Here is a 12,623-nt window from a genome sequence, read left to right on the forward strand (position 1 = left end):
CTTGCAATGGGGGCTTCGGGACCGGGCAGACTGGTCGACGTGCGTCACAGCCTGCCCCGCCGTCCCCCGGTGTTGCCGATCGTGATCGGCGTCGTCCTCGCGGTGGTCGCCGGCGTCGGCGCCGTCCGGGCGGTCTGGGTCAGCTCCACCTCGTCCAACGCCGCGCCGTCGGGGCGCGGCGAGGAGCGCGCCGACCGGTCCCGGCCCCGCGGCGACCTGCGCTGCGACGGGGTCCCGCTGAGCGCGCCCCGGGAGTTGCGCGGCATCTGGATCACCACGGTCGAGAACATCGACTGGCCGAGCCGCCCCGGGCTGCCCGATGAGCAGATCAAGTCCGAATACCTGGGCTGGCTGGACCTCGCCGGGAAGCGCAACCTCAACGCGGTCTTCGTCCACGTGCGTCCCAGCGGCGACGCCCTCTGGCCGTCGAAGTTCGCGCCGTGGTCCGAGTGGATCACGGGGGTGCGGGGGAAGGCGCCCGGCTTCGACCTCATGCGCTGGATGATCGACGAGACCCACGCCCGCGGCCTGGAGTTCCACGCCTGGTTCAACCCGTACCGGGGCAGCCAGCCCGCGCCGTCCGGCGCCGGATCCGACATCAACGCCCTGGCCCCGGACCACCCGCTGCGCAAGCACCCCGAGTGGGCGGTCGTCTACCCGGCGGCCGGCACCAGTGGCAGCCGCCTGCACTTCAACCCGGGCATCCCGGCGGCCCGCGAGTTCGTCGAGGACTCGATGCTCGAGGCGGTCAAGAACTACGACATCGACGGCGTGCACTTCGACGACTTCTTCTACCAGTACCCGGTCGGCAAGCAGGAGTACCCGGACGGCGCCGCCTACGCGCTGTACGGCAACGGGAAGAGCCGGGCCGACTGGCGCCGCGACAACGTCAACAAGCTCGTCCAGGAGATGCACGACAAGATCCGCAAGCTGAAGCCGTGGGTGAAGTTCGGCATCAGCCCGTTCGGCATCTGGCGCAACGACCGGACCGACCCCTCGGGCTCCCCGACCCGCGGCCTGCAGTCCTACGACGAGATCTACGCCGACACCCGCCTGTGGGTGCAGCGGGAGTGGCTCGACTACATCGTGCCGCAGCTGTACTGGAACATCGGCTTCGACGTCGCCGACTACGCCAAGCTGCTGCCCTGGTGGGCCGCCGTGGTCAAGGACACCGACGTGCAGCTGTGGATCGGCCAGGCCGACTACCGCGTCGGGCAGGCCGGCGCCTGGTCCGACGCCGGCGAACTGGACCGCCAGCTCGCCCTGAACCGCAAGTATCCGCAGGTCACCGGCAGCGTTCACTTCAGCGCCAAGAGCATGCGCAGCGACGCCCTGGGCTCTGTGTCGAAGTACGCGGCCAGCTTCTACTCGACGCCGGCACTGCCGCCGATCATGGCGCAGCTCCCCGCCGACATCCCCGCCCCGCCCCGCGTCTCGCTGTCCGGCACCTCGCTCACCTGGAAGGGCAAGGGCACCAACTCGGCCGTGTACCGCGTCCAGGGCGACAAGGCGAACCTGCTGGCCGTGCGCCGCGGCGGGGACGGCTCGCTGACCGTCCCGGACGCCGCCGGCACCTACTGCGTGACGGCGCTGGACCGCTCGTGGAACGAGAGCACTCCGGCGAGGTGAGCCCGGCTCATCCCGGACCGCGGCAGGTTCGGACGATGACCAGCTTCATCTCCGACCAGGACTTCACCACCCCCGCACACACCCGGGTCACCGCCGACGTCGAGGAGCGCACCGAACGCCGGGAGTCCTCCCCGGCCCCGTTCCTCGCCGTGGTGTTCCTGGCCGCAGTCTGGCTGGTGGTGTCCGCGGTGCCGATCGGCTACATCGGCGCCGGCCGCTACGACGTGTTCTGGGGCGACACGGTCGTCGGCATCGCCGTCGCGATCGTCACCATGGTCCGGCTGCTGCGCCCGACCCCGGCCCTGGCCTGGGTCACCGCCGGCCTCGCCGGCTGGCTGCTGATCGCGCCGCTGGTCCTGCAGTACGGGTGGAGCACCCCGACGGCCAACGACCTCGCCGTCGGCCTGGTCATGCTGATCTGCACCGGGCTGTCCGCCTCGTCCTGACGTGACTTCGGGCCCGCCCCGATGCGCTGGGCGGGCCCGATGGGTGTCAGTGCGGTCAGTTCGTGAACGCGTCCTTGACATCAGCGCCGGCGTCCTTGACGTGGTCGCCGGCCTGCTTCGCCTTGGCGGCGGCACGCTCGGCGGCACCTTCGGCCTGCAGCCGCTCGTTGTCGGTGGCGTCGCCGAACTTCTCCTTGGCGGCACCCTTGAGCTCTTCAGCCTTGTGCTCGACCTTGTCCGTGAAGCTCATCGCTGATCCTTCCGTTCGGTCTTGTCCTGCACTCCGGGGTGCCCGTACTTGCCATACCGCAAACACCGCCGTCACCGCGAGGGACACCACACTGCCCACCCCGGCGGCGGCGTACGGCTGGTCGAACACCCGCCCCCCGAGGTAGCCGAGCGACACCATGTAGCAGCTCCACAGCACCGCGCCGAGCAGCAGCGCGGGCAGGAACCGCCGGCGCGGGAACCTTGCGTAGCCGGTGACGAGGGCGACCGTGGTGCGCCCCATCGGCACGAACCGGCCGGCCGCCACGATGCCGCCGCCCCACCGGTGCAGCGCCGTGGTGGTCTTCGCCAGGGCCCGTCGCGATCGCCCCTTGCAGGTCCACCTGCCGAACAGCCGGCGCCCGCCCCGCCGGGCGGCCTCATGGGTGAGGAGGTCACCCGCCGCGACCGCGGTCACCGTCGCGACCAGCACCACCGGCAACTGCAACTGCCCACCGGCCGCCAGCGCCCCGCCGGCGATGACACTGGTCTCTGCCGGCAGCACCGGCAGCAGACAGTCCAACACCAGCAGCACGAAGATCACGACGTAGGCCCACTGCACACCTCAACCGTGCCCGTTCCGGCCCTCCGCGACACGCGTGCCAGCCCGCCGATCTGCCGTGGGGCTTTCCCTACCGTCGAACAGCGCGACGACCGCGGGGTCGTGGAAGGCGACCATCTCGGTGATCCGGCCGGCGGTGACGTGCAGAATCGCGACCGCGAACGGCTGCCAGTCCGTCTCGCCCGGCGGGCGGATATGGGACACCATGGCGGGCCGGCGGTTCGCCGAGGTGCAGCGGACCCGGACCTCGCCGAGGGCCGCACGGCTTTCCCGAAGGGCCTGCTCGACGGCCGTTCGCCCCCGGTACCAGATGCGCAGCGGCGGCATCGAGGCCCTGACGTCGTCCGCGAGGAGACGGATCATCGCCGGGATGTCGCCGCGCTGGAAGGCGTCGGCGTAGCGGCGGGCGACCTCGTGCTCGGCCGCGGTGGCCGGTTTCGACGGCGCGGGCATGCTGGTCCTGGCCCGTTGCAGGGCACTGTTGACGGCCGGCACGGTCATGTCCAGCAGGGTCGCGGTCTGCGCGGCCGGCCATTCCAGCACGTCGCGGAGGATCAGCACGGCCCGCTGGCGGGGCGGCAGGTGCTGCAGCGCGGCGAGGAACGCCAGCTCGACGCCCTCCTTTGCGACCAGCGCCGCCTCCGGGCCGGCCTGCGCCTGGTTCAGCACGGCGTCGGGGATCGGCTCCAGCCAGAGGGCGGGTTCATCGGGGCCGAGGTCGACGGGGAGCGCGCGGCGGGGGCGGGCCTTGAGCGCGTCGAGGCAGGCGTTGGTGGCGATCCGGTAGAGCCAGGTCCGCACCGATGACCGTCCGTCGAAGCCGTCGCGGGCGCGCCAGGCCTTCAGGTACGTCTCCTGCACCAGGTCCTCGGCCTCGTGCAGCGAGCCGAGCATCCGGTAGCAGTGGACCTCCAGCTCGCGGCGGTACTCCTCCACCACCGTATGTTAGGGCGATGTGGGCGGATTACCGGAAGCGCGTGCTCTTCGAGGACGACGCGGTGCTGGTGCTGGACAAGCCGGTCGGTGTCTCCGTCATGGGTGAGCGGCACGAGTCGGACCTGGTGCGGATGGCCGCCGACGCCGGCGAGACGCTGTTCCCGGTGCACCGCATCGACAAGGTCACCTCCGGCGTGATCCTGTTCGCCAAGGACCTCGCCGCGCACGGCGGGCTGACCCGGCAGTTCAACAAGCGGACCGTTGCGAAGGCCTACCTGGCCGTGGTGAGCCCCGGTGGCCTGCCCGCCGACGCGCGGATCGACCTGCCGCTGAGCGTCGGGCGCAAGAACCGGGTCCGGATCGCGGCGGCCCGGGAGAGCATCGCGCTGCGCGACGGGACCTGGTCGGTGCCGGCGGAGGCCGTGTTCGACCAGGTCCCGACGTATCCGTCGGTGACGGAGCTGCGGGTGCCGTGGCAGGACGAGCGGCACGCCCTGGTGGTCGCCAACCCGCTGACGGGCCGGCGCCACCAGATCCGGGTGCATCTGGCCTGGATCGGTCACCCGATCCTGGGCGATCCGCTGTTCGACAAGGCCGCCACGGGGCGGACGCATCTGCACGCGTGGCGGCTGTCGTTCGACCTGGGCGACGAGCGGGTCACGGTGTCGGCCCCGCCGTCCGCGGAGTTCCTGGCCCCCGTCCCCGGCGCGGTCATCCCGCCGGACTGAAGTCCTCGGGGCCGAAGACACGGTGCACCTCGGCGGCGCCCTCCCAGCCGGGCCACAGGTCGCGGTGCAGCTTCATGAACCGGGTGGTCCACTCCGTGGCCTCGGCCTTGGTCCGTACCTGGTACAGCGCGTAGCTGATCATCTCCTTGGTCTCGGCGAACGGCCCGTCGATCACGTCGAGGGCGCCACCGGTCACGGTCACCCGGGCGCTGTCCACGCTCGGGGCGAGCCCGGCGGTGTCGAGCAGCGCGCCGGCGGCGGTGGCGTCCTCGCCCAGCTTCATGATCGCGGCCATCAGCTCGGGCGGGGGCGGGGTGCCCGGGGTCGACCCCTTCAGCAGCACGAGGTAGCGCATGTCCGTCTCCTATCAGCAGGTGTCTTCACCGGTACCTCGAACGGGCCGGCCCCGATCCGACACGGACCACCAACATATTTTCTGGTAGGGCTGGCACTACCCCCGACACGGTAGACAGCGGGCTGGGACCGGGCCGGCCGCTTCCATACGGTCATATCCATGACCGTGACGATGACTCGGAACACCGGGACCCGCGTCGTGCGGCACCCGGCCCTGCGCCAGTACCTGATGCTGCTGCCGAGCGTGGCGGCGATCGCACTCGGGGTCGCCATGCTCCTCGACCCGCTCACCAACGGGACCGCGGTCTTCGTGGTCGTCGCGCAGCTGCTCCTGCTCGCGGCCGCGGCCCGGCTCGGCAGTGTCCGGGCCCTGGTCGCCGGCACCTGTCTGATCGCCGGCCTGACTCCGCTGGTCGCGCTGGCGTTCTGACGTTCTAGCGGGTGATGGTCGTCGGCCAGGCCGCCGGGTTGGTGAGGTCCTCGAAGATCTGGAGGCGCTGGATGTACCAGACCGCCTGCTCCTCGCTGATCAGATCCGCGTGGAACGCATCCCGCTCGCCGACATACAGGCTGACCGGCCCGAACTCGGGGATCCACAGGCCGCGCATGCCCTCCGTGACCCACTGCGCGGGGTAGCCGGCCACGACCCGGTCCGGCTTGAACTCCGCGACGTCGTGCTCGGACGCCGCCCACAGCCGGACCCGGGTGCCGTCGACCTGCTGGATGGTGAGGTCCGACCAGCGCCACCCGGCCCGGCCCGGGACCTGCCCGGCGCGGACCGCCGTCTCGCACTCGGTCCAGCGGGCCCCGGCCGGCAGCGCGGACAGGCGCATCGGGGTCACGCACCGCTGGGCCCGGTCGAGCCGGACGGCGTCGAATGCCTGCACCGCGCCCGCCCGGTCCGGCGCCCACACGGCGGCGAAGATGCCATCCCGCGGTTCCCACCGCAGGTCCGTGTACCGCACCGCCGGATCGCCGGCACCCACCGCGAACGTGTCGGCCTTGGCCGGCCGGCCGCCGACCGTGGTGTCGACGGCGGTGGAGTTCAACGGCCGTAGGGCCCGCTTCAGGTCCGACGCCGTCGGCGCCAGGTACACGGCGGCGATCAGGCTGTTGTCGGACGCGTAGACGCTCACCGACTCGTGGTCCTCGGCCGAACCCCAGACGGTGTACGCCGGCGGCACGCCGAACGCGCGCACGTCCACGTCGAAGTGCAGCAGCCCCGGGTCCGTGCCGATCCCCTCGGGCCGGCTCGCCGCGGACGGGATGCCCAGCGCGACGGGCAGCGTGGTGTCCTTGCGCTCGGGCAGCAGCGCGCGCACCCCGACGACCCCGGCAACGACCAGCACCGCCGCCGCGGCGCCCGCGACCACCCGGTGGCGGGTCCGGATCCGCCCGGCCCTGGTCACCGCGCGGTGGGCGAGCCTGTCGACCTCGACCGGCCGGTCGGCCCGCGCGGTGAGACTCCGCGCCAGCCTGGTCTCGATGTCGGTCATGCCGCCTCCTCCGCTACGCTCCGGCGTCGGCCTGACCCAACCCCGCCACATGATGACCGGCCCGAGACGCTGCGCTGGCCGGTCATGCCGCCCCCTCCGCTACGCTCCGGCGTCGGCCTGACCCAACCCCGCCACATGATGACCGGCCCGAGACGCTGCGCTGGCCGGTCATGCCGTCTCCTCCGCCGCGCTCCGGCCGTCCGCGTCGAGGCGCCCGCGCAGCCTGGTCAGGGCGCGCATGGCGTGGGTGCGGACGGTCGTCGGTGAACATTCCAGGACCTGCGCGATCGCCGCGTCGTCGAGATCCTCGTAGTACCGCAGGACGACGACGGCGCGCTGCTTGAGCGGCAACGCGGCGACCAGCCGCCACAGCTCGTCCCGGTCGGCCGACTCCAGGCTCAGGTCGCCGGGCGCGGTGCCGTCGGGCGCCCGCTCGACCGGGACCTCCCGGTTGGTCCGGCGCCGCCACCAGGACCGCGACCCGTTCAGGACGAGCCGGCGCACGTACACCTCGGGGTCGTCGGCGCGCCGGATGCTCGACCAGCGCAGGTAGGCCTTGGCCAGCGCCTCCTGCACCAGGTCCTCGGCCCGGTGGTCGTCGCCGGTGAGCAGGATCGCGAAGCGCACCAGCGCCGCACCCCGGGCGGCGACGAACGCCTCGAACCCCACGACGTGGGCCTCGGTCGGCTGCAGGGTCACCACGCTTCGTCCCCTCTGTCAGACCATGTCCCCCAACAGAGTCCCTTCGGCGCCCCGCCCGTTGACAGCCCTGCGAACGGCTTTTGCGCCGACGGTCCGGGACACGACCGTGATCCAGGCGGCGACCAGCACGGCGTAGAGCGTGACGGCGAGCCAGGCGGCCGCGGGACTGCCGGTCTGCGCCGCGACCCCCGTCATCCCGGTGACGACGGTCCCGACCGGGAACGTGAAGCTCCACCAGCCGAGGGAGAAGGGGAGCCCCCTGCGCATCGCGGCCGCCGTCACGATCGCAGCGCCGATCCCCCACCCGATCGCGCCGAGCAGGACCGGCCCCGCGAACCACAGCGCCGCCGTCGCATGTCCGGTGGCCCGGCCCAGCAGGAGCGCCGCGGTCGCCGACTGGCCGAGCGGCCCGAGCACGATCCACACCGCCGGCGCGGTCCGCGGTCCGCGGCACACCCTGGCCAGCGTCACCGCCGCCACGGGCAGCCCGGCCCCGAACAGGACCACACAGGCCCCGAGCAGCCCCGGCCGGAGCGCGCCGGGCACGTGCGGGAGCAGCAGCGCGCCGGTGGACGCCGAGACCAGTGGCGGGACGACGGGCAGCAGCCAGGTCGGATCAGGCGGCCCGACCTTCCGCGCGCGCAGCGCGGCACCCGCCGTCACCAGCCCGATCCCGGTGCCCACGCACCACAGCAGCGCATCCAGGGCAACCGCCGCCGACTCCCCGATCCACGCCCCACCGGCCAGCAGCGCCCCGGCGCCGACGGTCAGCACGGCCATGGGCAGCGCCCCGTTCCGTGTTTCCGTTTTCCGCGGGTGCGCGACCAGCGCCGGGTGCACGACCAGCGCCACCAACAGCGTCGCCGCGGCCGCCCACACCACCGCGGCCGCCTGCCGCTGCCCGCTCACCTGCAGCGGCAACGTCACGGCGGCGTTCGCAACGATCCCGGTGCCCATCACCGCGGCAAACCGATTGGCTTTCACACCGTTCAGCCTTGATCCTTCGGCGCCCTCCCGGTACCGGTCTTCCCCTGATGCCGCCATAGGCTGCGGTTATGCCACTCCCGCCGCAGGTCACCGACCTCACCAGCTTCGACCTGCTGCTGTCCGTGGCCCGCCTCGGCAGCGTCGGCCGCGCGGCCGCCGAACACCGCGTCTCCCAACCGGCCGCCAGTGCCCGCCTCCGTCAGCTCGAGCGCCGGCTCGGCCTCACCCTCCTGCACCGCACCACCCGCGGCTCCACCCTCACGCCCACCGGAGCGCTGGTCGCGGACTGGGCCCGCACCGCCGTCGACGCCGCCTCCGCACTCGCCCTCGGCGTGGCGGCGCTCCGCGACACCCACACCCGCCGCCTGGCCGTCGCGGCCAGCCAGACCGTCGCCGAATACCTGCTCCCCGCGTGGCTCGTCGCACTGCGCGCCGCCCACCCCGACCTCAGCGTCGTCCTCCAGGCCGCCAACTCGGCCGACGTCGCCGCCCGCGTCCTGGCCGGCGACACCGCGCTCGGCTTCGTCGAGGGCCCCGACCTGCCGGCCGGCCTGCACGCCGCAACCGTCGCCACCGACCGCCTCACCGTCGTCGTCGCGCCCGGCCACCCGTGGACCCGCCGCTCCAGTGTCACCGCCGCCGAACTCGCCGCGACACCACTGGTCACCCGCGAGGCCGGCTCCGGCACCCGCCGGGCGTTGGAGCAGGCCCTGGGCTCCTCGACGGTGCCGTTGCTGGAGCTCTCCTCGACCACCGCGATCAAGCACGCGGTGGCGTACGGCGACACGCCCGCCGTCCTCAGCTCCCTCGCCGTCACCGCCGACCTCGCCGCCGGCACGCTCACCGCCGTCCCGGTCATCGACGTCGACCTGCACCGCGAGCTGCGCGCCATCTGGCCGGCGGGCATGCAGCTCACCGGCCCGGAACGGGACCTCTTCACGATCGCCGCCGGGGCGGTCAGGTGATGCGGATCGGGGCGGGGGCGTCCGTGTCGTGCAAGAGGTCGGTCAGCTCGGCCACGCAGGTCGCCACGTCCGCGAGGTGTGCGTTGCGGCCGAACGACCGGGGGCGGGGGATGTCGACGGTGAGGACGTGCCGGACGCGTCCCGGGCGTTCGCTGAGCACGGCGACGCGGTCGGCCAGCAGCACCGCTTCCTGGATGGAATGGGTGACGAAGACGGTCGTGGGCCTGACGTCCATGTGCACCTGTTGCAACTGACCCGCCAGCTCCTCGCGGGTCAGCGCGTCGAGGGCGGAGAACGGCTCGTCCATGAGCAGGACCTTCGGCTGCTGGATGAGGGCGCGGCACAGCGCGACGCGTTGCTGCATGCCACCGGACAGCTCGTGGGGCAGCCGCTTGTGGAAGCCGGCCAGGCCGACGGCGTCGAGGAGCTGGCGGGCCCGCTCCCGGTGCTGCGCGCGCTTGCCGCCGTGCATCTCCACCGGCAGGAGCACGTTGGCGAGCACGGACCGCCACGGCAGCAGGGCCGGTCGCTGGAACATCAGGGCGACGTCGCGACGGGGCCGGGTGACCGGAGTGCCGCCGACCAGCACCGTGCCGTCCGTCGGCGGCAGCAGTCCGGCCAGCAACCGCAGCAGGGTGGACTTCCCGCAGCCGGAGCGACCGATGACGGCGAGGAACTCGCCCTCGGCAACCGTCAGGTCGATGCCGCGCAGCGCCTCGATGTCACCGGAGCGGGTGCGGAAGGTCCGGGACACCCCGGCAAGCTCGATCATGGCTCCTCCCATCATGGATCCTCCCTTCATGGCTCCTCCGGAGGGTTACGCGGAGATCGCCCGGGCCCACGGCAGCAGCAACCGCTCGAGGGCAACGATGAGGTAGAACAGCACGATGCTCAGCAGCGCCAGCAGCACGATGGCGGCGAACGCGAGCGGGGTGTCCAGCGAGCTGCCCGACAGCACGATGACGGCGCCGAGTCCCTGGTTCGGGCTGCTGATCTCGGCCACCACCGCGCCGATGACGGCCAGCGAGACGCCCAGTTTCAAGCCGACGAAGACCTGCGGCAGTGCCCACGGCAGCCGGACCTTGAAGTAGCCCTGCCACCAGGAGGCGGACAGGGACCGGGCCAGCTCGCCGAGGTCGGCCGGGGTTGAGGTCAGTCCGGCGACCGTCGACACGACGATCGGGAAGAAGCAGATCAGCACCACCAGCACGATCTTCGGCTTCGGCCCGTATCCCAGCCAGACGACCAGCAGCGGCGCGACCGCGACCTTCGGGATCGAGTTGAGGGCGACGAGGAGCGGGAACGTCGCCCGTTCGACCGCCCGCCACGCGGTGAGCATCATGGCGATGGTCAGGCCCGCGACCACCCCGATCCCGAAGCCGAGCAGCGTCTCCGACACCGTGGCCCAGGTCTCCCGAAGCAGGTAGGCGGGCTGCGCGCGAAAGGAGGCGATGATGTCCGGCGGCGCCGGCAGGAAGAACGACCGGATGCCGAAGATCACCGTGATGCCCCACCAGAGGCCGACCGCCGCGGTGGCACCGGCCGCCGGCAGGGCGACCACCTGCCACCGCGACGACGTCCGCTCCTCAGGCACGGCGGCCGATGGTCGAGTAGGTGAAGTGTCCCCGGACGACCAGGCGCGGATCCTGCACGGCGACGTCCAGCTGCTCGATCCGCTCGGCGGTGAACCCGGCGGCGATGAACTCGTTGCGGAGCTGCGCCACGTTGACGGCGATGAGCAGTGCGCCGGGAGTACCACCGGGCCAGGACTCCGCGTGGATGGCCGTGTCGACGTCGACGAGCCCTTCCGCCAGCATCGTGTCGTGCACCCGTGCGGCCCAGGTGGGGTCGTTGCCCCGGGCGGGTAGCACCTGGTGCACCAGGACGTCCTGGTAATGGTTGATGAGTTCGGCGGTTTCGCGGTCCGGGGCCGAGAGGCACAGGTTGCCGAACTCCGTCGCCCAGTCCTCCACGACCAGCGCCCCGCCCGGGGCGAGGGCCGCCGCCAGTCGCGCGAGAATCTCCGCGCGCTGGGGGATGTGCAGCAGCACCAGCCGGGCGTGGATGAGGTCCCAGGGACCTTCCGGCACGGGCTCGGCGACCAGGTCGTGCTGCAGCACGGAGTATCCGTCGCCGGTCGGGATGTGCCGGGTGTTGAGGTCGGTGGCCAGCACCCGGCCGTCCGGGCCGGTCCGGCCGGCGAGCCAGCGGGCGACGCTGCCACCGCCGGCGCCGACCTCCAGGCAGCGCCGGCCGGTCAGCTCGCCGACCGTGCCGAGCCGGTCGAAGGTGAAGCCGTCGAGCATGGCGGACAGGTGGTTGTGCCGCCCCACGGACTCGGGATCGTCGTTGTCGAACGAGTACCGCGACCTGTTGGGGTCGATGGATGTGGTCATGTGCGGCTCCTCCCGGGATCTCGAGGTCAGGCTTTTCAGCGATCTCGAGGTCAAGCTTTCGGCGATCTCGAGGTCAGGCTTCGGCGATCTCGAGATCGGGCTCCGGCGATCTTGAGGTCAGGCTTTCGGCGTGAGGCCGAAGTCGACGACCGCGTCCGGGGTCAGGCCGGCCGGGATGAGGCCGCCGGCCTGCAGGGTGGCGATCGCACGGGCGACGCGCTCCTGGTCCATGGCACCGATCGCGGCGCCGGAGCTGACGTACGGCGTCATCAGGGTGATCTCGCCGACGGCGGCGGTGATGTCGGCGGCGGGCTGCGCCTTCTTCAGGATCTGCGCGGCCTCGTCGGGGTGCTCGATGCTGTACTTCACGGCCTTGAGCGAGGCGTCACGGAACCGCCGGGCGAGGTCCGGGTTCTCCTTGGCGATCTTCGCGGTCGTGATGATGCCGTTGCCGTAGAGGTCACCGAGGTACTTGCTGTAGGGCAGGATCACGGCCTTCTTGCCGCCGGCCGCCTTCTCGATGCCCTTGGAGCCGATGAGGAACGTGCTCAGCGCCTGGACCTGACCACCGGCCAGCAGCGCGGGCAGCTGGGGAGGCTGGGCGTTGACCCACTGGACCTTGCTCGCGTCGATGCCGGCCAGCTTGGCGTAGGCCGGGAACAGCAGCTGGTTGACCGAGCCGGTCGCGGCGCCGACCTTCTTGCCCTCGAGGTCCTTGGGCGAGGTGATGCCCGATCCTTCCAGCGTCACGATCGAGACCAGCGACTGCTGGTGGATCGCGGCGATGGTCCGGAAGTCCTTGTAGTCGCCCTTGCCGGCGAGGATCCAGGCCCCGATCAGGTCCAGGTTGGCGAACTGCGCCTGGCCGGCGGCGAGGCCCTTGAGGTTCTCACCCGTGGCCGCGCCGAGCTGGATGGTGACGTCGAGCCCGGCCTCCTTGAAGTACCCCTTCTCCTGGGCCACCCAGGCGAAGGCATCACGACCGACGGCGCCGAACGCCGTCAGGTAGGTGACCTTGTCGGCCTGCTTCTCCGCGGCGGCGGGTTCGGCCTTCGAACTCGTGCAGCCACCCGTCGTGCCGATCAGTGCCGTGGCCAACACCGCCACCAGCAATGCGCGGTAACGCCTCATCGCGGATTCCCCATTCGTATTTTT

Annotated in this window: 15 protein-coding genes; 5 read left to right on the top strand and 10 right to left on the bottom strand. The window is 72.1% G+C overall.

The genetic code is table 11. From position 1 onward, the window contains the following. Positions 1-39 precede the first annotated feature (39 nt). Positions 40-1,629 carry a glycoside hydrolase family 10-like protein gene (locus tag ACFPIJ_RS03425; RefSeq protein ID WP_380113100.1) on the top strand — a complete coding sequence of 530 codons (1,590 nt, stop codon included), beginning with the start codon at positions 40-42 and terminating at the stop codon, positions 1,627-1,629. A 35-nt stretch (positions 1,630-1,664) separates the two neighbouring features. Further along, positions 1,665-2,075 carry an SPW repeat domain-containing protein gene (locus tag ACFPIJ_RS03430; RefSeq protein ID WP_380113101.1) on the top strand — a complete coding sequence of 137 codons (411 nt, stop codon included), beginning with the start codon at positions 1,665-1,667 and terminating at the stop codon, positions 2,073-2,075. 55 nt (positions 2,076-2,130) lie between these two features. On the opposite strand, the gene ACFPIJ_RS03435 is transcribed toward ACFPIJ_RS03430, so the two are convergent. Next, positions 2,131-2,904 carry a CsbD family protein gene (locus ACFPIJ_RS03435; protein WP_380113102.1) on the bottom strand — a complete coding sequence of 258 codons (774 nt, stop codon included), beginning with the start codon at positions 2,902-2,904 and terminating at the stop codon, positions 2,131-2,133. Between the two features lie 3 nt (positions 2,905-2,907). Further along, a complete protein-coding gene (locus ACFPIJ_RS03440; RefSeq protein ID WP_380113103.1) occupies positions 2,908-3,840 on the bottom strand; it encodes an RNA polymerase subunit sigma-70 in 933 nt (310 codons plus the stop codon). Between the two features lie 17 nt (positions 3,841-3,857). Here ACFPIJ_RS03440 and ACFPIJ_RS03445 point away from each other — a divergent pair, with 17 nt between their 5' ends. Next, positions 3,858-4,568, top strand: a complete 711-nt coding sequence (locus tag ACFPIJ_RS03445) for an RluA family pseudouridine synthase (RefSeq protein WP_380113104.1) — start codon at positions 3,858-3,860, stop codon at positions 4,566-4,568. Here ACFPIJ_RS03445 and ACFPIJ_RS03450 read toward each other — a convergent pair. After that, a complete protein-coding gene (locus ACFPIJ_RS03450) occupies positions 4,552-4,923 on the bottom strand; it encodes a YciI family protein (protein ID WP_380113105.1) in 372 nt (123 codons plus the stop codon). The genes ACFPIJ_RS03445 and ACFPIJ_RS03450 overlap by 17 nt on opposite strands. 159 nt (positions 4,924-5,082) lie before the next feature. On the opposite strand from ACFPIJ_RS03450, the gene ACFPIJ_RS03455 reads away from it, so the two are divergent. Next, a complete protein-coding gene (locus ACFPIJ_RS03455) occupies positions 5,083-5,352 on the top strand; it encodes a hypothetical protein (RefSeq protein WP_380113106.1) in 270 nt (89 codons plus the stop codon). Positions 5,353-5,356: 4 nt separating this feature from the next. On the opposite strand, the gene ACFPIJ_RS03460 is transcribed toward ACFPIJ_RS03455, so the two are convergent. From ACFPIJ_RS03460 to ACFPIJ_RS03470, 3 genes are all read right to left on the bottom strand, one after another. Continuing rightward, positions 5,357-6,418, bottom strand: a complete 1,062-nt coding sequence (locus ACFPIJ_RS03460; protein ID WP_380113107.1) for a hypothetical protein — start codon at positions 6,416-6,418, stop codon at positions 5,357-5,359. Between the two features lie 168 nt (positions 6,419-6,586). Further along, positions 6,587-7,087, bottom strand: coding sequence for a SigE family RNA polymerase sigma factor (locus ACFPIJ_RS03465; protein ID WP_380113298.1), 501 nt, complete (start codon positions 7,085-7,087; stop codon positions 6,587-6,589). 48 nt (positions 7,088-7,135) lie between these two features. Further along, the gene (locus ACFPIJ_RS03470) at positions 7,136-8,104 is read right to left on the bottom strand and encodes an SLAC1 family transporter (RefSeq protein WP_380113108.1); all 969 of its coding nucleotides are present in this window, start codon (positions 8,102-8,104) and stop codon (positions 7,136-7,138) included. A 71-nt stretch (positions 8,105-8,175) separates the two neighbouring features. On the opposite strand from ACFPIJ_RS03470, the gene ACFPIJ_RS03475 reads away from it, so the two are divergent. Next, positions 8,176-9,072 carry a LysR family transcriptional regulator gene (locus tag ACFPIJ_RS03475; protein WP_380113109.1) on the top strand — a complete coding sequence of 299 codons (897 nt, stop codon included), beginning with the start codon at positions 8,176-8,178 and terminating at the stop codon, positions 9,070-9,072. Here the strand turns inward: ACFPIJ_RS03475 and ACFPIJ_RS03480 are convergent. The 4 genes from ACFPIJ_RS03480 to ACFPIJ_RS03495 all read right to left on the bottom strand — a co-directional run bounded on the left by ACFPIJ_RS03480 (position 9,065) and on the right by ACFPIJ_RS03495 (position 12,599). Beyond that, positions 9,065-9,844: an ABC transporter ATP-binding protein gene (locus ACFPIJ_RS03480; protein WP_380113110.1), complete on the bottom strand. Its 780-nt coding sequence runs from the start codon at positions 9,842-9,844 to the stop codon at positions 9,065-9,067. The two genes, ACFPIJ_RS03475 and ACFPIJ_RS03480, sit on opposite strands and share 8 nt — an antisense overlap. 45 nt (positions 9,845-9,889) lie before the next feature. Further along, positions 9,890-10,666 carry an ABC transporter permease gene (locus ACFPIJ_RS03485; RefSeq protein ID WP_380113111.1) on the bottom strand — a complete coding sequence of 259 codons (777 nt, stop codon included), beginning with the start codon at positions 10,664-10,666 and terminating at the stop codon, positions 9,890-9,892. Next, complete coding sequence (locus tag ACFPIJ_RS03490; RefSeq protein ID WP_380113112.1) at positions 10,659-11,468, bottom strand: class I SAM-dependent methyltransferase; 810 nt, start codon at positions 11,466-11,468, stop codon at positions 10,659-10,661. The genes ACFPIJ_RS03485 and ACFPIJ_RS03490 overlap by 8 nt, the downstream gene beginning before the upstream one ends. Positions 11,469-11,585: 117 nt before the next feature. Further along, entirely contained in the window at positions 11,586-12,599 is a 1,014-nt protein-coding gene (locus ACFPIJ_RS03495) for an ABC transporter substrate-binding protein (RefSeq protein ID WP_380113113.1), read from the bottom strand. Positions 12,600-12,623 lie beyond the last annotated feature (24 nt).

Source organism: Dactylosporangium cerinum, assembly GCF_042653625.1.
GTDB classification, from domain to species: domain Bacteria; phylum Actinomycetota; class Actinomycetes; order Mycobacteriales; family Micromonosporaceae; genus Dactylosporangium; species Dactylosporangium cerinum.